This is a genomic window from Bacillus sp. UNC438CL73TsuS30 (assembly GCF_000482325.1).
In the GTDB taxonomy this organism is placed as follows: Bacteria; Bacillota; Bacilli; order Bacillales; family Cytobacillaceae; genus Neobacillus.
Window position 1 is genome coordinate 127,534 of the sequence record NZ_AXVA01000010.1, and the last position, 18,886, is coordinate 146,419.

Below are 18,886 nucleotides of genomic sequence, written 5' to 3' on the forward strand. Positions count from 1 at the left end.
CTCTTTAAGGGCCGTTTCTACTAATCTTGCAGTGGGTCTGGTGAGAGGTTTTCTTCCCGTAACTCACTGCCTGTTTTTTGTTCCTTCATTTCTTTACCAAGCTTTTTCATTTCGTCCAAATTCTGAGCCATCGAACTATTATTGTTGGATGCAGCCTTCAAATCCTGAATAAATTGAGCTGATTTCACTTTTTCATCCATTATGCATCACTCCTTTCTTTTTATATACCACCTATATTGGTTTTGAAACTTTTTTATTTTTTTTATAAAGAAAGGTTTAAGGTTCTGAAGAGGCGGGTATGTAACAAATAAATAATCCAGAGGTGATCATGAAATGAATCTAAAAATAGATAAACATCAGAATAATGAAGAAACCTTTGTCCAAGTTTCCGGCGAAATTGATGCCTATACGGCACCACAGCTACGAGAAGAACTGCTGCCGCTGGCGGAAGGAAAAAACAAGAAACTAACCGTCAGCTTAAAGGATGTATCTTATTTAGACAGTACTGGACTTGGTGTTTTTATCGGTTTATTTAAACAAATGAAGAAAAATGATGGAGAGCTGAAGCTGATTGATTTATCCGATCGGTTAAAACGACTCTTCGAAATTACTGGTATAAGCAATATTATTCATATTTCTGCAAATTAAAGGGTGGGGGACGATGAAACAAGTGATGGATTATATTGAAATGAAGATTCCTGCAAAACCAGAATATGTGGGGGTCATCCGATTAACCTTATCGGGGATCACGAGCCGGATGGGCTATACATATGAGGAGATTGAGGATATTAAAATTGCTGTAAGTGAGGCTTGTACAAATGCCGTTCAGCATGCCTACCGTGAGGACGAAGCAGGAGAAATGGTGGTAGGCTTTGGAATTTACGAGGACAAATTAGAAGTGATGGTAGCGGATTATGGAAAGAGCTTTAATTTTGCCAAGACGAAACAGGAATTAGGCCCATATACAAAGTCAAGCACCGTGGATCAACTTGTAGAAGGAGGGTTGGGTCTCTTTTTGATTGAAACGCTCATGGATGAAGTCCATGTAACGAACACGTCCGGCGTGACGGTCTTCATGGTGAAGCATTTAAGTGGGGAGCGTGATAATCATGACACAACCATCTCAAGCCATGAAGCGAACTAAGGAAGAAATCAATGAGCTGATTCGCGAGTATCAGCAGAATGAGAGCCCGTCGGCTCAAACCGCGCTAACGGAACAATACACGCCCCTGATTGCGAGCCTTGCAAGGAAATATTCAAGGGGGAAACATTTTCATGAAGATCTGATGCAAACAGGGATGATTGGGCTATTGGTATCGATTAGAAGATATGATGAAAGTTTTGGCAAATCTTTTGAAGCGTTTTTAATTCCAACTGTCATTGGTGAAATTAAACGGTTTTTACGGGATAAAACCTGGAGTGTCCATGTCCCAAGGCGGATCAAAGAATTGTGGCCAAAGGTAAAAACGGTGGTGGACGAGCTCACTACTCTATATCAGCGTTCACCAAAAATCCAGGAAATTGCTGATTATATAGGGATTTCGGAAGAAGAGGTTCTAGAGGCCATGGAGATGGGGAAAAACTATCAAGCTGCGTCTGTTGATCAGCCAACGGAAACGGGGTCTGAGGGCAGCACGGTGACGCCGCTTGATATAATCGGCTCGCCTGATGAAGGTTTTGAAAAAGTGGACCAAAAGCTGGTACTTGAGAGCAGTCTTCATGTGTTATCAGATCGGGAGAAGGAGATCCTGCAGTGTACGTTTTTGGAGAATAAGAGTCAAAAGGTGACGGCCGAGCAATTGGGAATGTCGCAGATGCATGTTTCCCGCCTGCAAAAGAAGGCGATTGATAAACTGCGAAGGGAAATCGACAGTAATGTCCATTAAGAATGAACATATGCCGGACGACTATTTTAATGGAAAATAGTTGTTCGGCATTTTTACTTTAATTTTCCATCCTCCTTTAAAATTTAATCTTTATCATAGTCATACCTACCCGAATCTATCATCCTTAAACCTATTAAAATCAAAACAAATAAAGTGGAAAAAAAGTGTTTTATGTCAATAAAAAGGTGGTATATCATAATCAAGGTTACAAAAACTTGCTAACCTGACGAAGTCAAATTAGAAGGAGGTATATAGGATGAACCTGTTGAATGTTGCTGAAAATACCTCAGTTTCTATCCAAAGCAGCGGGGAGACCTAGTGCTACAAGATTCATATTCCAATCTGAAAATGAGAGCGGCACTACTGTAAAAAAAGCGACCAATCAAAATTTAAGGGAGGAAATAAATATGGCTAACAATAATAATGATAATATGAGCATGGAAGAAAGAGGACGTAAGGGTGGACAAGCCACTGCAGAAAAACATGATAAAGAGTTTTTCCAAGAGATCGGTCGAAAGGGCGGAGAAGCCACAGCCGAGAATCATGATAAAGAGTTTTATCAGGAGATTGGCCAAAAAGGCGGAGAAGCCACAGCCGAAAATCATGATAAAGAGTTTTATCAGGAAATCGGCAGAAAAGGCGGAGAGGCCACAGCCGAGAATCATGATAAAGAGTTTTATCAGGAGATTGGCAGAAAAGGCGGAGAGGCCACAGCCGAAAATCATGATAAAGAATTTTATCAAGAAATCGGAGAAAAAGGCGGAAAGTCCCGCAGTAACCAACGTGATGATGATTAACCCTTTTGAATAGATAAAACGATTAGAAAAGAGCTTGCACAAATTTGTGCAAGCTTCTTTATTATAGGGGGATTGCCTGGATGAAAAAACAAACAATCGAATTTGTCTTTGTGATTATTATCGTGATTCTGGGATATTTGGTGGTCCTAACAGACATTTCATTTAAGTGGAAAGTATTGTGCCTGTCATTCTACGGAGTAATTATTTTGATCACGATATTTTCCTTAATGCTTGAATATCGCTCGGCACAAAACACACTATTATGGATTTATATTTTATTGTTTTTACCGGTCATCGGGTACCTATTTTATTGGTATTCCGGTCAACTTTTATTAAAAGGAACTCTTTTTAAACGTAAGCGAGCGAACGATCGCGAAGTACTCGAAACAATTAGTAAAAGGGTAAGGAAGACAGACTTTTCAAAGCTGAATAATCACCAACAGTGCTTCGCACGGTATCTTAATAAAGTAAGTGTTACGCATTCAGATCCCCATACAAAAACCACGATATTAAAAGACGGGACAGAAACGTTCCAAGAAATAAAAAGAAGGCTGAAGGAAGCAAACGAGTTTATTCATATGGAATATTACACCTTTCGATCTGACCGATTAGGTAAGGATATTATGGAGATTTTGATAGAAAAAGCAAGGGAACGGGTGGAGGTGCGCCTCATATATGATGCGGTCGGGAGTGTATCTCTATCAAGCTCTGATATAAACAGGATGAAGGACGCTGGCATCCATATCCATCCCTTTAACCCGATTAGGAGCGGATTATTTAATCAACGGTTTAATTTTCGTAACCATCGTAAAATCATTGTCATTGACGGGAAAATTGGCTTTGTCGGAGGATTGAACATCGGGGTAGAATACCTCGGAGAAGACGAAGATATTGGTTTCTGGCGTGATACGCATGTTGTTCTTAAGGGGACAGCTGTTCAAACTCTTCACTCCGTTTTTTTATTAGATTGGCTGGATGTGACCGGAGAAATGCTTGTGAAGGATGAAAGGTATCGGAAGGTCATACCGGCAGAAGCGGATGGACTGGTGCATGTCGTGGCCACCGGGCCAGAAACGGAGGATATGAGTGATCATTATTATACGATGATCTCGTGTGCAACCAAATCAATTTGGATTGCCTCGCCTTATTTTGTTCCCAATCAAGCAATCCGGACGGCCCTAAGAATTGCGGCACAAAAGGGGATACAGGTCCGCATCATGGTGCCGGAGAGGAATGATGGTTTCCTGACGCAATATGCTTCACAGTCCTATTTCCCGGAAGCCTTACGAAATGGAATCGAAGTGTACTTGTATCAAAAGGGATTTTTGCATGAAAAAATCATCATTATCGATGGGGATCTTGCGACGATTGGAACTGCCAATATGGATATGAGGAGTTTTCGTCTGAACTTGGAAGTCAATTTGTTTTTAACGGGTACGGAATCGATCCAGGAGTTAACCCGCCATTATGAGGAAGATTTGCAGGAGTGCTGCCGGCTTCGTCCAGTGGAATTTTATAAAAGAGGAATGGACGAAAGAGTGAAAGAATCCTTTGCCCGGCTGTTTTCGGGAGTATTATAAAAGCGAAAGAGAGGCTGCATTTGCAGCCTCTCTGTTATTTTTAATGTGCTTCCCGTCGCATGCCTTTTATGACAAAGCTTACGATTAATACGAGTAAAATCGCTCCAATTAATGCGGGGATAAAAAAGAAGCCTCCGATTTCCGGACCCCAATCTCCGAAAATGAGTGAGCCGAGCCAGGCACCAATAAATCCTGCAATAATATTACCAATGATACCCCCAGGCAGATCACGGTGCATGATTAGACCCGCCAACCAGCCGATAACTCCCCCAATAATTAATGACCAAATGAATCCCATCAACACTCTCTCCCTTCAATAAAAAATAATGTCTATGGTATATAAGTACCCGGAATTTCACTAAATAAACTAAAACGATGCTAAAAAGGGGATTGAATGATTAACCCGCCATCGTTGGGGGTACAGGATAATAAAAGAGGTGGGAGGCAAAATAAGTGGAACAACAAAAACAGAGCTACTATATTAATATCCAATCACATGAAATAGCGAGGGAGCCTTTTGAGTCAGAATGGGATTTTAAAGTGGAGGCGACAGACAGCCAAATCCAAAGTCTTAAACAGTTGTTCGATGAAACCTACCATGCTGATTGGGAAAGCTATATTCGGTCCCATATTCCATTTCTTGAATATCATCATGACCCGCAAAATAAAGAATATGATGTCCGAATGGTGATCATCTATGCGCTCATTTATCAGCTCGGAGATGATAGAACCCGTGATCATATCAAAGAGATGGGGATTCTAAATGGTGACTTTTTAAAGTTACGCAACCAAAATTTTAGATAAATTAAATGAAGAGCCTTATAGAATTAGGCTCTTTTTTCATTTTCTAAAATCGCTAAACGAATCAGTTTGATCTTAATTTCCTTACTAAGTAAAAGCCATTCACGTGTATAGAATTTCATTTTTAATTCCTCCCGGTTATAAAATGTTTGAATTTTCTATTATATTTATTTTTTCCCCTTTCTTGAAGGATGTAACATAGTTTTGTGTGGCAATTTCTTTAGATTTTCTACATTTTTCATCATTCACGAATTAGTTTGGAGTTTGGAACAAGAGGGTATGTAAGCAATGAGGTGATAGGAAATGAATGAGAAGAAAAAAGAGCATTTGGATCGTTTGGTGGAATCTAGGGACCATCCTGAACAATACCCAACAGAGAAAGAAAGCTTGTTCGATCGATTTGAAAGCGAACAAAACGTGGACCCGATTCCTGTAGAGGATTTGAAGGAAGAGCAACGGGAAGAAAAGGCAAAACATGCTTCAAAAGATACTTCCTCAAGTGAAAAAAAATATAAGACGGGGATGGAATGAAGCAATGAAAAAAGACTGCATTTTCTGCAGTCTTTTCTCATTATGCTCTACTTCTTACACCTCTTAAGATGAGACCAACAACGAGGACAAGGATGATGGCACCAATAAATGCCGGTATAATGTAAAATCCTCCAATAACAGGTCCCCATGTTCCTAATAAAAGGGAGCCAAGCCAGGCACCGATGAATCCAGCAATCATATTTCCGATAATTCCTCCGGGGATGTCACTTCCAAGAAGAAGCCCTGCCAGCCAGCCGATAATTCCACCAATAAATAAAGTCCAGATAAATCCCATCATTGTTCGCTCCTTTCGTTTGTGAAAAGGTGGTGATTAAATACCCTTATCTTCAAAAAGTAACCCTTTTTTCTGTCCCTCCTGTTTAATCCTATCCTTGAAACGAGTTTGAGCATCGTTTCTTCCTGTTTTTAAAAAATACTGGCAAACTCTTAATTCATAGGTTAACTGTTTAAATCTTTCTTGATCTCGATCGTCGAGACATTGGTCAATTTTTCGTTTTAACAGGCTGATTTTTGAAATGGCTTCCGCCTGCCGTTTTGTTTCTAAATAAAGCTGCTCTTTTCTATGCTGTGTCTCCTCCCGGCGGTAGTCACTTGGATGAGTTAATCGTAACCCACATTTTTTGCACAGTGTTTCACGAACATTTAACACATAAAATTCAGCATTGCCACAAGCCTTACAAACTAGTTTCCTCATATATATACCTCCAATCAATTTTTCGTTGTTGAAAGAATGAATTAGGTGTTACGTATATACCCCTAATCACCTGCTATGTAACCTAACCAATAAAAATAAATAGAATTTTAGAAAAATAGGTTTTAATTTTTCAAGAAGCGGTTACATAAAAGACAAGTCCACAAACGGACAATCAAATTTTCTGGAGGGATTTTGAAATGGAAAACGTTAAAATCGTTGAAAATGGCGTGCAAGCAAAAAGGGAAATAGAACAATTAATGGGTCAAGGGTTCAGTAAAAATGAAATTTATTTACTGGCGCATGATAAAAATCGCTCTGAGGATTTAACCGATGCCTTAGACATTTCCGATATCGGTGTTGCTGAACAGGGTGTATTCGATTCCCTTGCAAATGTATTTCGCTCGCGGGGAGACGAACTTCGAACGATGCTCGAGTCATTAGGATTATCAGATGAAGAAGCAGAGCGCTATGAAGCAGAAATGGATCACGGCAAAGTCATAGTCGTCGCTTCAAAGTCAGCTTAATAGAAAGCTGGTTTTGAAGGCCCCATTTTTAAAAAATGGTTTTGTTAAAGATCAATGTTGATTGGAGCGGAAGGTGCGAGACTCCTGCGGGAGCAGCGGGACAGGTGAGACCCCACAGGCGCTTTCAGCGCCGAGGAGGCTCACCGCCCGCCCCGCGGAAAGCGAGCATCCTGGAGCGGAAATCAACAGCTAAGTTAAACACAGCCAAAAATAAAGAGAGGAGAATCACAATGAAATTTTCAAATCTAAGCTTGGAAAAATTACGAGGTGTTCACAAGCCAGCCCGTCATAAAAGCAGTGGAAAAGAGAGCCTGGAACAGTTTTTTAAAGATCCGATCATTCACCGTGAGATCCAAGGGGACCGAGTCTATGTCCCATTAAACCTAAATAAGCTTTGGAATGGGCTTTAACTATTTTTATTAACTGCCTAAACACCGTTTAATCACTGTAAACTGTGTTTAGGCAGTTAATTCATTTTTTAATTTGGTACAAAATGAAACTTTTCCGATTTTCATTCGTCAATATGGTAGACTATCATGAGGGAGGGTGATGACAGAGTGGATTTCGGACAAATTGCGTTATTAAGTATTGCTTCACATTTGGTATTTATTGCCTTGTCCTGGTGGGCACTGCAGGCAATCCGCTTGGAAAAAGTGCTGAAGGCGAATCATGTCTTTCAGGCACGACTATTATACATATTATTGGCAATTTTCCTCGGGTCGACAGTTAGTAATTTTTTCCTAGACTATCTACAATGGTCACAGCAGCTCCCGATGATGTTTCAGTAATGTCGAGCTTTATGAATGGTCCAGCTATAGGGATTGAAATCTCGAGCGAGCAAATTGGTAAATATTTAGGTCTTCATACATGTTCCAATTTGTCGGGTTTTTGAGTACAATCTTCTTTGTGTGATTACATACGTTAATGTTGTAAAGCACGACTTTGTGAAAAACCGAACTTGATAGAATTTACGTATTTGTCTAAAAGTGACGAGAATTCCCAAGTATGCTCTTCCCATCATTGGAAACAATGGTAGTAAGGGGGAGAGTCGGTTGAAGAAATATATTTTTGGCATCCTTGCCATTTTAAGTTTGATTACAGTGGTTTTGGGGAATCGAAATACAGTAGCGGCAAAAAATGAAAGCCTGGATTTGATGAAGATTGGTTCTATTTTTCAAACAAAAAATATTATGCCGAGTGAATGGACTTTATATGCACGGGAACATTTGGTTGACCTAAAAAGTGAAAAAGACGTACAGGTTTATGCAGAGGAGCTTAAGCGGAAGTTTCCAGATTGGGATTGGTCCACAGCAAACACCAGCCAAAAATGGGAAGTGACAGCAGTATCTCCAGCTTCAAACCACCACATAGAAACACTTCAAATTATGTCGTCCCGCACAAACCAACCGATCGATGCGTATATAGTATATAAGGTCAGCGGCAAGCAGTGGAATAAGGATACAGAGTCCTTTTTCACAACCAATCAATTCAAAAATAGGCTAAGCGATGTGTTTCGAGGAAAACCGACAGTTTTTTCTTGTATGAAGGGTATTGTCGGTGATAAGATGGATAAGGCTTTACCTGCAACAGTGAATGAATTGCTGTCTGCCTTGAATGCGAAAAAAATCGAAGCGTTAAAAGAGGAGACGTTCATGTCTGTAACGGCATTTTCACCTGACTTTTCAGAGTCGATTGGGGATGCAAAAACAGATCTGAATCTACAAATTGGGGTACGCTCCGAAGGATTGGGCGCAGATACTACCGTAGTAGTTGGCACACCAATCATAACGATTGAATATTAATATAGAGAAAATGGACGCGGAGGGGAATACTCTTGGAAAAGATTATCGTCCGCGGCGGACAAAGGCTTCATGGAACGGTGAAAGTAGAAGGTGCAAAGAATGCCGTTTTGCCTGTTATCGCTGCAACATTATTAGCAAGTGATGGAAAAAGTGTAATTCGTGATGTACCTACACTCTCCGATGTATACACAATTAATGAAGTATTACGTAATCTAAACGCTGAAGTAGTGTTTGAAAATAATACAGTTGTCGTTGATGCATCCAGAGTGTTAAAAGAGGAAGCGCCTTTCGAATATGTTCGGAAGATGCGTGCGTCTGTCCTTGTAATGGGATCATTATTAGCCCGAAATGGCCGGGCTCGGGTAGCTTTGCCTGGCGGCTGTGCCATCGGATCCCGCCCAATCGATCAGCATCTTAAAGGCTTTGAAGCCATGGGTGCAAAGGTTAAGGTTGGAAATGGCTTTATCGAGGCGGAGGTTGATGGCCGCTTAAGAGGTGCAAAGATTTACTTGGACTTCCCAAGTGTTGGTGCAACAGAAAACATTATGATGGCGGCATCGCTAGCGGTTGGAACGACCGTCATCGAAAACGTCGCAAAAGAACCAGAAATCGTCGATTTGGCAAACTTCTTGAACAAAATGGGCGCAAAGGTAAGAGGCGCTGGAACAGGCACACTTCGTATTGAGGGTGTCGATCGTTTATTTGGGGCAGATCATAACATCATCCCTGACCGAATCGAAGCAGGTACGTTCATGGTGGCTGCGGCGATTACCGGCGGAAATGTGCTTGTTCGAGGAGCAGTTCCAGAGCACTTGTCTTCTTTGATTGCCAAAATGGAAGAGATGGGTGTTAAGATTATTGAAGAATTTGACGGAGTTCGTGTCATTGGACCAGAGCGCTTGAAGTCAGTCGACATTAAAACGATGCCGCATCCAGGTTTTCCAACGGATATGCAGTCGCAAATGATGGCGTTATTGCTTCGCGCAGAAGGTACGTCGATGATTACGGAAACGGTTTTTGAAAATCGCTTCATGCATGTGGAGGAATTCCGCAGAATGAACGCTGATATTAAGATTGAAGGACGTTCGGTTATTTTAAATGGCCTGTCTAATTTACAGGGCGCCGAGGTGTCTGCAACCGATCTTCGTGCAGCTGCAGCCTTGATTTTGACTGGCTTAGTTGCAGATGGTGTGACACGTGTGACCGAATTGAAGCATTTAGACCGTGGATATGTAGATTTCCATGAGAAGCTAGCTGGATTAGGTGCAGATATCGAGCGTGTGAAAGAAGAAGATGAGATTTATATCGAGAAATTAATTTCGGATATGAATGCTTAATTTTTAGTGGGAGTCTATTGCGATTGTGATTACGATTGTAGTAGTAGGATTGTAGGTTTGTGAATTATTCACAATGGCGTCAGGCACTATTGGTTATGTGGCTCTTGAGTGTGATTATGGGTCGGCAGTGTGTGAAGAGTGTCTGGAAATGAATAAATAACGGGTAAACCGGAGAAAGTGGCTGTCTGATGTCTGACAGGTGCATTCTTCGGTTTTTGCTTTTTCAGGGCTTTTACTTAGGTCCAAATTTAATCATTTAAAAGTCATAAATGCTTGTCCACCTCCATAAGATGAAATGAGTAAGATAGGTACAGGGGACTGTTTAGCGTTGCCTTGTGGAAGGGAAATCTATGTCCATTCCACGCGGACAAAAATGCTAAAAAGTCCACGGACGGTGCCTGTCACTATAAATTTCACACTGGAGGCACTTTCATGAAAAATTTCAAACCACTCATCGTACTAGCGTCTATTCTATTTGCCGTGACTTTGCTTATTCCCGCGGTTCTGGTGTTGCCGTTTGCCCAAGGCGAGGCGAATGGAAAACTGGGCGAGGATCTAACAAAGGCCAAGGCAAAGGAATCTTCGACCGTGTCTGCAGATTCTGCGGTGGAAGTGTCGGTCTACCGTGCAGCGAAGGAAAAAATTGAAACGGTACCGCTTGAGAATTATCTGGTTGGAGTTGTGGCAGCTGAAATGCCTGCAGATTTCAAGGAAGAAGCCCTTAAGGCTCAGGCTTTAACCGCAAGGACATATATTGTGGAGAGATTGAGGAGTAAAAAGCCTCTTGGTGTTCCAAAGGGTGCAGAGGTAACGGATACTCAGATGCATCAGGTGTACAAAAGCGATGATGAGCTGAAGCGAGAGTGGGGAATGGATTATTCTTGGAAGAAGAAAAAGGTTCTTGAGGCAGTCAGGGCGACCAGCGGCCAGATTATTACATATAAAGGCGAGCCCATCGATGCTTCCTTTTTCTCGACTAGTAATGGCTACACGGAAAATTCCGAGGATTATTGGCCAGACGCCTACCCATATCTACGCAGTGTTGCAAGCCCGTGGGATAAAAATTCACCCAAATTCTATAACCAACAGGTGGTCTCTGTAGCACAATTTCAGGCGAAGCTAGGTGTGCAGCTTGGGTCTGGGTCAACGATTGGAAAAATTATTGACCGGACGGCGGGGCATCGTGTTGGGAAAGTTGATTTTAATGGGAAAATTCTAACCGGTAAAGATATCCGCGATAAGTTGGATTTAAAGTCGTCTGATTTCACATGGAGCCGGAAGGGCGACAATATCATTATTGCGACCAAAGGTTTTGGCCACGGTGTCGGGATGAGCCAGTACGGAGCGAACGGAATGGCGGCAGAGGGCAAAGATTATAAGCAGATTGTGAAGCACTATTATCAAGGTGTACAGATTACTTCGGCCCAGAATATGTTGGCGACGATTACAGCGGCGAAGTGAGCCAGGCATTTATTTGTCTGGCTTTTTTGTTGTGGGGTGTGGAGGTGGTTGGTAAAAGGGGAGAACCGGAATGTAACATGCCAAAGTAGTGGGTAAAGAGCCAAAACTGGTGGGTAAACGAAAATAGGTTGAGAAAGAGGACTGGTCTGGGGATGTTGTTTTGCTGAAAATGGTAATTTTGCTTTTAAATAGGTGATTCCCAAAGGAGGATACCTATTTTTTAGTAGCTTAAATAAGAAGTGGAGGGTAAATAGGTAAAGGTGGTGGGTAAAAAAGGGAGAACTGGAATGTAAACTCCCAAAGGTAGTGGGTAAAGAGCCAAAACTGGTGGGTAAACGAAAATAGGTTGGGAAAGAGGACTGGTCTGGGGATGTTGTTTTACTGAAAATGGTAATTTTGCCTTTAGATAGGTGGTTCCCAAAGGAGGATACCTATTTTTTAGTAGCTTAAATAAGAAGTGGAGGGTAAATAGGTAAAGGTGGAGGGTAAAAAGGGAGAACTGGAATGTAAACTCCCAAAGGTAGTGGGTAAAGAACCAAAACCGGCGGGTAAACGAGAAGGGGTTGAAAAAGGGAACTGATCTGGAGGAGAAAACTTACTGAAAATGGTAATTCTGCTTTTAAAAAGGTAATTTCAAAAGGAGGATACCGATCTTTTTGTTGCTTAAATAAGAAGTGGAGGGTAAATAGGTAAAGATGGTGGGTAAATAAGGAGAACGGGAATGTAAACTCCCAAAGTGGTGGGTAAACGAAACGAAGTCCAAATAGTTTTTTTACACCTACGTCCACTTTTAAAAAAAACGACACAAATTCGTCAAAAAAACAATTAGAAAATTGAAGGAGTAACGGCAAAGAAGAAAGAAATAAAAAGAAAAAAAGAAAGGACTGGTTCAATTGAATTTAAAGCCTCTAACACTTCCCCCTATGGTCGAAAAAATCGATGCCCTACTAAGAAGGATCCGTTTTGATCATCCTAAAATGATGAACATACAAATGGAGCGTGAGATAAAAATGAAAGGATATCAGGGACAGAAAGTATTAGAATTCTATCTAGACCAGCTGCCCGAAAAGAAATACGATATCATCAATGACCTCCGCCTCTACGACGGCAAATACTTTTTTCAAATCGACGTCCTGGTCCTATCAACCGCCTTCTTACTAAACGTTGAAGCCAAAAATAGAGGAAAGGAAATCATCTTTGAACGAGACTTAGAACAAGTTACCCTTGTGAGAAACAGCCGCAAAGAACGAATTGACAACCCCGTAATCCAGGCAAAAACACAAGCCAGGAAACTGGGGAAATGGTTACAAAATCAAAATTGTGCAGCACCACCCATCCATTACCTATTTGTCAATAGCAATAAACAAGCGAAAATAACCTTTGCATATCCTAATCACCCACTAAATCGCGATATTTGTAACAGTGAAGGCCTTCTAGAGAAAATAGAACAAATCGAAGAATTTGAAATTGAAAAAATGACCCAAAAGGAATTAAGGAAAATTGCCCGTCTTTTACTCGCTCATCATACACCGGAAGACCCCGACATTCTTCAATACTTCGATATTTCCCCAAAGGAAATCTCCACTGGTGTACAATGCCCTCATAAAGAATGTAAATTCATAGGAATGGAGCGCCGTTATGGAACGTGGTGCTGTCCAAAATGCGGAACACGGTCGAAAGATGCCCATATTCAATCAATCTCTGATTATTTTCTGCTCATAAAACCTTCTATCACAAATGCAGAACTGTGTGATTTCCTACATATTAATCCAAGACTCGCTTATAAAATTTTAACATCTATGAATTTACCGTTTACCGGAAAGTTTAGGGACCGGGTCTATCACAAATCTGCCTCTACAAACCCCAGCAACCGCCGCAATCCGGCAAACCTTCCCTTAAACAAAGCACCATGAACAAAATAGAAGCAAACCCCAATCCCAACAAAGTCTTTAAATAGATCAAAAAACGAGGCAGAGCGGGCCGGATTAAACGATTGATGAATCTCGTCGCTAATGCCGTAAAGCGCAGCAAACACCGCACAGGCCACATTCAACCGCACACTTAAACCGCAACGCCTCGTCATAAACGCCAACACTAGTAAAACATACAAAATCGCAAACTCAACCAAGTGCAGTGACTCCTTAATCGTGTTATCGAGACTCTCCTCGGGCAGGGTGACAAAATGATCTGAAGAAAAACTCGACTGAATCCAAATCACCGCCATATAAGCAATAGGCATCACACGGAGCACCCATTTAAAAACCTTCATAAAAAAATCCTCCTTATAAATGCATAAAAACAAAACCCTTGACAAAAACTAAAAAAATTTTTCCACCTCGTGTATATAATTCTACTTATCTGTTCAGAATGATTGCTGAGGTGATGAAAATGAGAGAGGAAGAAAACAAACGATCTTCTCAGAAAAGCTTTTTCAAAAAGCGTTGGGTATTTCCAGCCATTTATATCGCAAGTGCAGCAATCATTCTGACCGGTGTACTTTGGTACACGAACCTTACCAGTTCGACTAAAGACAACAAAGCCACAGACATCGCTCAGAAAAAATTCAACGAACCATCTGTTGAAGTCAACAAAGCAATGGAAAACTTTAAAATGCCAGTGGCAAACTCTGACACCGCCGTCATAGAAAAGAAATTCTATGATTTCAAAGCAAGCAAGGAAGAGCAAGTCGCAGCATTAGTTCATTACAACAATCAATACGTTCCAAACACCGGTATCGACATCACGATGAAAAACGGGGAAACATTTGATGTAGTTGCTGCCTTAAGTGGAACAGTTACGAAAGTAAACGAAGATGCTACTTTAGGTAACGTCATTGAAATCGAACATGAAAAAGGGGTAGTAACCCAATATTCATCCGTTAATGACATGAAGGTCAAGGTTGGCGAGCAAGTAAAACAAGGCGAAGTCATTGCCAAAGCTGGACAAAGCCTATTCAATGAAAAAGCTGGTACCCATGTACACTTTGAAATTCGCAAAGATGATGTTCCGGTAAATCCTGATAACTATTTTAACAAAACGTTAAGCGCGTTGCAGGAAGATAACACAACACCAGCAGCGGACACAACAGAAAAAGTAACGGAAGATAAAGCGAACAATCAAAAGATCGATGACAGCACAAAGACTCCAGACGATCAAAAGATTGATGACAGCACAAACACTCAAGATGACCAAGGCACATCTTCTGAAGAAGATGGCACACCATCTGACAGCTCTTCCGACACAAATTCATAATAATGGAACTGAGGGGAAAGGGGAATAAACTTTCCTCTTTTTTGTGTTTTTTTTGAAAAAGGAACCTAGTGCGGCTTCCAAGATGGGGGGAGTCCCTAACATAACCTCGGCTCTTTTTTCCTTTTTCCATCCCCTAAAAATTGGTCGAGAGCTCCCTTCGATGGTAAAATAATAGAAAAAAGGGGGGAGTATCCGTGAAAAAACTAATCGGGGTGCTGCTGCTAGGATTCATACTCATCCTTGCCGGCTGCAACAAGGAACCGGCGCCGCAGGACCGATTTGCTGCATACATAAAATTATGGAACCAACAAAAGTTTGACCAAATGTATGATTACCTTTCAACGAGCGCGAAAAAATCCATTACCAAAGAGGAGTTCACCTCGCGCTATGAAAAGATCTATAAAGACTTGCAAATTACGGACCTTAAAGTCAATTTCAAAAAGCCAAAAGAGGATAAACAGGCAGATGAAGAGAAAGCAACCTATTCTTTTGACGCCAAGATGGATAGTGTAGCTGGTCCCATTTCCTATACTTACAAGGCTATATTGAAAAAAGAGGAAAAAGATGATAAGAAGAACTGGTACGTTGACTGGAATACAGGGTTCATTTTTCCAAAATTGCAGAAGGGCGATAAGATTGGTCTTAGCATGACAAGTCCTGAACGCGGGGAAATTATTGACCGCAATGGCAACGGGCTCGCGGTAAATGGCGATGTGATGGAAGTCGGTGTCGTTCCTGGCAAGATGGGTGACAAAAAAGCACAGATTGTCTCGCAGCTGGCGAAGCTGTTAGATATCTCAAAGGAACAGATTGAACAGGATCTTGGGGCAGGCTGGGTGAAGCCGGAGCTGTTTGTACCGCTGAGAAGGATTCCGCTTGATGATCATAAGACGATCAATCAGCTGATGAACATCCAGTCGGTCGTCACAAAGGATGTGCCGGCACGGATTTATCCATATAAGGAAGCGGCGGCACAGCTCGTTGGCTATGTCGGTGCGATTACTGCGGATGAGCTGAAGGAGCTGGAGTCGAAGGGCTACACCGCGCAGGATCTTGTTGGAAAGCGCGGCCTTGAGCAAGTGTATGATCAGGAGCTCAAGGGGCAGACGGGCGTGAAGATTACGATTAAGAAGAAGAACGGCAGTGAAGAAGTGCTTGCGGAGAAGCCGGTTAAGAACGGCAAGACAATCAAGCTAACGATTGATGCTGAGCTGCAGGCAAGCATTTATGATGAGATGCAGGGCGATGCCGGGACCGCTGGGGCTATGAACCCGACGACAGGGGAAACGCTCGCACTCGTGAGCAGTCCGTCGTTTGACCCGAATCAGGCCTCGCTTGGATTCTCAGCTTCTGAGTGGAAGGCGCTTCAGAGCAATAAAAAGATGCCGCTGACGACACGCTTTAAACAGACGTATGCACCGGGCTCAGTGATGAAGCCGATTACGGCGGCGATTGCGCTTGAGAAAAAGGCAATCACACCGGGGCAGTCGGTGACGATTAAAGGGCTGAAATGGCAGAAGAGCAAGTCATGGGGCGGCTATTATGTGACACGGGTTCACGAGGCAAGCCCAGTTAATCTTGAAAAAGCATTTGTCTACTCCGACAATATTTACTTTGCACAAGCAGCGCTGAAAACAGGTCGTACAGCGTTTGTTGATGGGTTGAAAAAGTTTGGCTTTGAAAAAGAGCAAGACTATCCGTTCCCATTGGAAAAGCCGACGATTGGCAGTCTTGCTAGTGAAATTTCACTAGCAGATTCAGGCTACGGGCAGGGTCAGATTCAAATGAATATCGTGAGTTTGATGGATGCTTATACGCCGCTTGTGAACAGCGGCAATATGATCAAGCCAATATTGCTTGCAGGCGACAAGAAGAGCCAGGTGCTTCAGAAGCAGGCGATGACACCGGATGCGGTGGCAACAATTGCACCGATGTTACGGAAGGTTGTGACAGACCCAGGCGGAACAGCACGTGCTGCGAATATTCCAGGTTATCCGCTGGCCGGTAAAACAGGGACGGCTGAGATTAAGCAGAAGCAGGGTGAGCTAGGAACGCAAAACGGCTGGTTCATTGCGTACAATCCGAAGAAACCGAACCTGTTGATGGCGATGATGATCGAGAACGTCGAAAAGCGCGGCGGCTCACAGGTACCCGTGAAGAAACTGACGAAGGTCTTTAAGATGTGGAAATAGAGCGAAAAACCAGGTGGGAAACTGCCTGGTTTTTTGCGTTGGCTGTTTTCTAAAAGATGGTTGTTTTAAGATAGGTTAAATGAGAAGTTGATTGGAGCGGAAGGTGCGAGACTCCTGCGGGAGCAGCGGGACAGGTGAGACCCCACAGGCGCTTAAGCGCCGAGGAGGCTCACCGCCCGTCCCGCGGAAAGCGAGCATCCTGGAGCGGAAATCAACCACTCTTTATTTTAGTAAATAGCAACAGAGTTTATGAAAACAGCCTATGCGTTTAAAGGTTTGTCTAATGGTGGGAATTTATACCCCCTTCCTACCGGGATGAATTACCCAATTTTTCCCTATTGTATAGAATAATAAATTGATAACTTTTATAATGAATAAAAAATAGGGAAGTTTTTAACAGTTAAGTAGGTGATTTAGTGGGAATTAATGTTCATGCAGCCCATTCCCAGGCCAATAAAATAAGCCATTATGCCTCAACACTTCGTGATGTGCAGCAGCATTTAGTAAGGGCAAGAGGCAATTTAAATCATGGATGGCAAGCGGAGGAAATGTTGTATGTGAATAAGAAGATCGAGCAAATGAGCCGGGAAATGGCGGCTCTGGCCTCCAAATTAGAGGGGATCAGTTCGGATGTAAGAAGCGCCGCAAACGATATAAATCGGGAAGAAGAAGCGAAGGCAGAACGAGAGGCGAAAGCAAAAGCTGAAGCGGAGGCAAAAGCAAAGAAAGCACATGACAAAAAGTAAGGGAGGTGTGAACCGTGTCGCGGATTAAAATTCAACCTGATTTTGTAAAAAGCACCGGTGCTGGTCTCGCACCAGATTCTTCAAAATTGTTGGATATGAAGGACGGATTATCCACGCTCATGTTTTCCATCGATTATAAAATCACGGGAAGAAACAACCTTCTCTCGAGAATGGATGGGGCGGTAAAAGAAATAAGTAATCTCGAAAGACAGGTAAAGGCGTTGGAGCAGTTTATTGACCATTCAGCAGAGCAGTATTGGCGGGTGGAAAGGGGACTGACGGAGAAATCGTTTGATGCGATCTCCACGAAGAAAGGGAAGCCGACGTTCCTGGCGATTATTAATTTTTTAAATTCATTTAATAGTAATTTAAGTAAAAGTGACGCTGCCTTGATTGCAACGCAGCTTCTTTCTGTTGCAACGACCGGTGCCCTTTCACGTAAGCTGAAGATCAATTATATTAACGGCAAGCCATCCTTCCTTCAGAAAATAAAGGGGGACTACAAATTTACCGTGAAAGCGGACCCTTCCTGGACAAGCAGAGGGGGGTACAGCTCGAAAGTTGCCCGAATGATCTATGATTTTTCCAAATCCAATCCTTCGAATCCACTTGTTAAACAACTCCATAAGTTTGTCGCATCCTATTCAAGCCCATCGGCATTGTTGAAACACGTAGCCGGTTTTCCAAAGAACGTCAATTCAATGTTAAAGGGAAAAACGCTATCCTCCACCTTCAAAAACCGAATTACGATAGGCACAAAGGAAGTAGCAGAAGAGGTTCTGAAGGCGAGAGGATTGTATGGTGCTGCGAAGAAGATTCCAGTAGTAGGCTGGGGGATTTCTATTGGAGCAAACTTATCGGAATTATGGAGTGACGATAATGTCGGGAAAAACACTGGCGAAAAATTAGGGAGGGCGTCTGCCGGAATTCTTGCCGATTTTGGTGCCATTACCGGAGGTGCGCAACTTGGGGCAATGATTGGGTCGGTCGGCGGCCCAGTAGGAATTATCGTCGGCGGTGCCGTGGGAGGTTTGGTCGGCGGTGTCGGCAGTATGGTGTTTGAAAACCAAATTAAGGATGTCGGCGAGAAGATTGGGGGAGCGGCTGAATCCGGGGGAAGATATCTCGGTAGTAAGATAAGCAGTGGTTTCAAATCAGTCAAGAGCTGGTTTAACTAAGTACATATCAAATGAAGGTTAGGGTTGGAATATGACACCTGAAACAGTAAGAGTAATTTTAGATATTATCGCCTATTATTTTTG

23 protein-coding genes are annotated in these 18,886 nt (G+C 42.4%); 18 read left to right on the plus strand and 5 right to left on the minus strand.

What is annotated here, in order from left to right:
- Positions 1 to 20 precede the first annotated feature (20 nt).
- Positions 21 to 200: a hypothetical protein gene (locus M028_RS29345; RefSeq protein WP_035423705.1), complete on the minus strand. Its 180-nt coding sequence runs from the start codon at positions 198 to 200 to the stop codon at positions 21 to 23.
- A gap of 133 nt (positions 201 to 333) precedes the next feature.
- Between M028_RS29345 and M028_RS0103725 the strand changes: the two genes are divergently transcribed.
- The 5 genes from M028_RS0103725 (at position 334) to cls (ending at position 4,263) form a co-directional block, all read left to right on the plus strand.
- On the plus strand, positions 334 to 648 hold the full coding sequence (locus tag M028_RS0103725) for an anti-sigma factor antagonist (protein ID WP_026572716.1): 315 nt from the start codon (positions 334 to 336) through the stop codon (positions 646 to 648).
- 13 nt (positions 649 to 661) lie between these two features.
- Positions 662 to 1,144, plus strand: a complete 483-nt coding sequence (gene rsbW / locus M028_RS0103730) for an anti-sigma B factor RsbW (RefSeq protein WP_026572717.1) — start codon at positions 662 to 664, stop codon at positions 1,142 to 1,144.
- Positions 1,110 to 1,886, plus strand: a complete 777-nt coding sequence (sigB, locus tag M028_RS0103735) for an RNA polymerase sigma factor SigB (RefSeq protein WP_026572718.1) — start codon at positions 1,110 to 1,112, stop codon at positions 1,884 to 1,886. The genes rsbW and sigB overlap by 35 nt, the downstream gene beginning before the upstream one ends.
- A gap of 407 nt (positions 1,887 to 2,293) precedes the next feature.
- On the plus strand, positions 2,294 to 2,683 hold the full coding sequence (locus M028_RS0103740; protein ID WP_026572719.1) for a KGG domain-containing protein: 390 nt from the start codon (positions 2,294 to 2,296) through the stop codon (positions 2,681 to 2,683).
- An 80-nt stretch (positions 2,684 to 2,763) separates the two neighbouring features.
- Positions 2,764 to 4,263: a cardiolipin synthase gene (gene cls / locus M028_RS0103745; RefSeq protein WP_026572720.1), complete on the plus strand. Its 1,500-nt coding sequence runs from the start codon at positions 2,764 to 2,766 to the stop codon at positions 4,261 to 4,263.
- Positions 4,264 to 4,303: 40 nt separating this feature from the next.
- Here cls and M028_RS0103750 read toward each other — a convergent pair whose 3' ends face one another.
- Entirely contained in the window at positions 4,304 to 4,561 is a 258-nt protein-coding gene (locus M028_RS0103750) for a GlsB/YeaQ/YmgE family stress response membrane protein (RefSeq protein ID WP_026572721.1), read from the minus strand.
- A 155-nt stretch (positions 4,562 to 4,716) separates the two neighbouring features.
- Here M028_RS0103750 and M028_RS0103755 point away from each other — a divergent pair, with 155 nt between their 5' ends.
- Entirely contained in the window at positions 4,717 to 5,067 is a 351-nt protein-coding gene (locus tag M028_RS0103755) for a hypothetical protein (RefSeq protein WP_026572722.1), read from the plus strand.
- A 300-nt stretch (positions 5,068 to 5,367) separates the two neighbouring features.
- Complete coding sequence (locus tag M028_RS0103765) at positions 5,368 to 5,595, plus strand: hypothetical protein (protein WP_026572723.1); 228 nt, start codon at positions 5,368 to 5,370, stop codon at positions 5,593 to 5,595.
- Positions 5,596 to 5,635: 40 nt separating this feature from the next.
- Here the strand turns inward: M028_RS0103765 and M028_RS0103770 are convergent, their stop codons facing one another.
- Together M028_RS0103770 and M028_RS0103775 are read right to left on the minus strand one after the other, a co-directional pair.
- Complete coding sequence (locus M028_RS0103770; protein ID WP_026572724.1) at positions 5,636 to 5,890, minus strand: GlsB/YeaQ/YmgE family stress response membrane protein; 255 nt, start codon at positions 5,888 to 5,890, stop codon at positions 5,636 to 5,638.
- A gap of 36 nt (positions 5,891 to 5,926) precedes the next feature.
- Positions 5,927 to 6,310 (minus strand): IDEAL domain-containing protein, encoded by a 384-nt coding sequence (locus tag M028_RS0103775; protein WP_026572725.1) that lies wholly within the window; start codon positions 6,308 to 6,310, stop codon positions 5,927 to 5,929.
- Between the two features lie 197 nt (positions 6,311 to 6,507).
- On the opposite strand from M028_RS0103775, the gene M028_RS0103780 reads away from it, so the two are divergent.
- The 7 genes from M028_RS0103780 to M028_RS29350 all read left to right on the plus strand — a co-directional run bounded on the left by M028_RS0103780 (position 6,508) and on the right by M028_RS29350 (position 13,347).
- Positions 6,508 to 6,834 (plus strand): general stress protein, encoded by a 327-nt coding sequence (locus tag M028_RS0103780; RefSeq protein ID WP_026572726.1) that lies wholly within the window; start codon positions 6,508 to 6,510, stop codon positions 6,832 to 6,834.
- A 230-nt stretch (positions 6,835 to 7,064) separates the two neighbouring features.
- The gene (locus M028_RS0103785; protein ID WP_035423706.1) at positions 7,065 to 7,244 is read left to right on the plus strand and encodes a hypothetical protein; all 180 of its coding nucleotides are present in this window, start codon (positions 7,065 to 7,067) and stop codon (positions 7,242 to 7,244) included.
- Positions 7,245 to 7,391: 147 nt separating this feature from the next.
- The gene (locus tag M028_RS0103790; protein ID WP_133332968.1) at positions 7,392 to 7,622 is read left to right on the plus strand and encodes a DUF1146 family protein; all 231 of its coding nucleotides are present in this window, start codon (positions 7,392 to 7,394) and stop codon (positions 7,620 to 7,622) included.
- Between the two features lie 264 nt (positions 7,623 to 7,886).
- Positions 7,887 to 8,636, plus strand: coding sequence for a YwmB family TATA-box binding protein (locus tag M028_RS0103795; RefSeq protein ID WP_026572729.1), 750 nt, complete (start codon positions 7,887 to 7,889; stop codon positions 8,634 to 8,636).
- A gap of 32 nt (positions 8,637 to 8,668) precedes the next feature.
- Complete coding sequence (murA, locus tag M028_RS0103800) at positions 8,669 to 9,973, plus strand: UDP-N-acetylglucosamine 1-carboxyvinyltransferase (protein WP_026572730.1); 1,305 nt, start codon at positions 8,669 to 8,671, stop codon at positions 9,971 to 9,973.
- Between the two features lie 432 nt (positions 9,974 to 10,405).
- A complete protein-coding gene (spoIID, locus tag M028_RS0103805; protein WP_026572731.1) occupies positions 10,406 to 11,434 on the plus strand; it encodes a stage II sporulation protein D in 1,029 nt (342 codons plus the stop codon).
- 893 nt (positions 11,435 to 12,327) lie between these two features.
- Positions 12,328 to 13,347 (plus strand): nuclease-related domain-containing protein, encoded by a 1,020-nt coding sequence (locus tag M028_RS29350; RefSeq protein WP_051590911.1) that lies wholly within the window; start codon positions 12,328 to 12,330, stop codon positions 13,345 to 13,347.
- Here the strand turns inward: M028_RS29350 and M028_RS31870 are convergent.
- On the minus strand, positions 13,275 to 13,703 hold the full coding sequence (locus tag M028_RS31870) for a VanZ family protein (protein ID WP_081810637.1): 429 nt from the start codon (positions 13,701 to 13,703) through the stop codon (positions 13,275 to 13,277). The genes M028_RS29350 and M028_RS31870 overlap by 73 nt on opposite strands.
- Positions 13,704 to 13,822: 119 nt before the next feature.
- Here M028_RS31870 and M028_RS29355 point away from each other — a divergent pair, with 119 nt between their 5' ends.
- The 4 genes from M028_RS29355 (at position 13,823) to M028_RS29360 (ending at position 18,802) form a co-directional block, all read left to right on the plus strand.
- A complete protein-coding gene (locus M028_RS29355; protein ID WP_035423708.1) occupies positions 13,823 to 14,686 on the plus strand; it encodes a M23 family metallopeptidase in 864 nt (287 codons plus the stop codon).
- 194 nt (positions 14,687 to 14,880) lie between these two features.
- On the plus strand, positions 14,881 to 16,878 hold the full coding sequence (locus M028_RS0103825) for a penicillin-binding transpeptidase domain-containing protein (protein WP_026572733.1): 1,998 nt from the start codon (positions 14,881 to 14,883) through the stop codon (positions 16,876 to 16,878).
- 416 nt (positions 16,879 to 17,294) lie between these two features.
- Positions 17,295 to 17,624: a hypothetical protein gene (locus tag M028_RS0103830; RefSeq protein ID WP_026572734.1), complete on the plus strand. Its 330-nt coding sequence runs from the start codon at positions 17,295 to 17,297 to the stop codon at positions 17,622 to 17,624.
- Positions 17,625 to 17,638: 14 nt separating this feature from the next.
- Positions 17,639 to 18,802: a hypothetical protein gene (locus tag M028_RS29360; protein ID WP_051590912.1), complete on the plus strand. Its 1,164-nt coding sequence runs from the start codon at positions 17,639 to 17,641 to the stop codon at positions 18,800 to 18,802.
- The last annotated feature ends 84 nt before the right edge of the window (positions 18,803 to 18,886 follow it).

Bases quoted from the DNA above. Each gene is read 5' to 3' on its own strand.
- rsbW (WP_026572717.1), top strand. From the start codon at position 662: ATGAAACAAGTGATGGATTATATTGAAATGAAGATTCCTGCAAAACCA.
- M028_RS0103785 (WP_035423706.1), top strand. From the start codon at position 7,065: ATGAAATTTTCAAATCTAAGCTTGGAAAAATTACGAGGTGTTCACAAG.
- spoIID (WP_026572731.1), top strand. From the start codon at position 10,406: ATGAAAAATTTCAAACCACTCATCGTACTAGCGTCTATTCTATTTGCC.
- M028_RS0103775 (WP_026572725.1), bottom strand. From the start codon at position 6,310: ATGAGGAAACTAGTTTGTAAGGCTTGTGGCAATGCTGAATTTTATGTG.
- M028_RS0103740 (WP_026572719.1), top strand. From the start codon at position 2,294: ATGGCTAACAATAATAATGATAATATGAGCATGGAAGAAAGAGGACGT.
- sigB (WP_026572718.1), top strand. From the start codon at position 1,110: ATGACACAACCATCTCAAGCCATGAAGCGAACTAAGGAAGAAATCAAT.
- M028_RS0103750 (WP_026572721.1), bottom strand. From the start codon at position 4,561: ATGGGATTCATTTGGTCATTAATTATTGGGGGAGTTATCGGCTGGTTG.
- M028_RS29355 (WP_035423708.1), top strand. From the start codon at position 13,823: ATGAGAGAGGAAGAAAACAAACGATCTTCTCAGAAAAGCTTTTTCAAA.
- M028_RS0103765 (WP_026572723.1), top strand. From the start codon at position 5,368: ATGAATGAGAAGAAAAAAGAGCATTTGGATCGTTTGGTGGAATCTAGG.
- cls (WP_026572720.1), top strand. From the start codon at position 2,764: ATGAAAAAACAAACAATCGAATTTGTCTTTGTGATTATTATCGTGATT.
- M028_RS29345 (WP_035423705.1), bottom strand. From the start codon at position 200: ATGGATGAAAAAGTGAAATCAGCTCAATTTATTCAGGATTTGAAGGCT.
- M028_RS31870 (WP_081810637.1), bottom strand. From the start codon at position 13,703: ATGAAGGTTTTTAAATGGGTGCTCCGTGTGATGCCTATTGCTTATATG.
- M028_RS0103770 (WP_026572724.1), bottom strand. From the start codon at position 5,890: ATGGGATTTATCTGGACTTTATTTATTGGTGGAATTATCGGCTGGCTG.
- M028_RS0103725 (WP_026572716.1), top strand. From the start codon at position 334: ATGAATCTAAAAATAGATAAACATCAGAATAATGAAGAAACCTTTGTC.
- M028_RS0103780 (WP_026572726.1), top strand. From the start codon at position 6,508: ATGGAAAACGTTAAAATCGTTGAAAATGGCGTGCAAGCAAAAAGGGAA.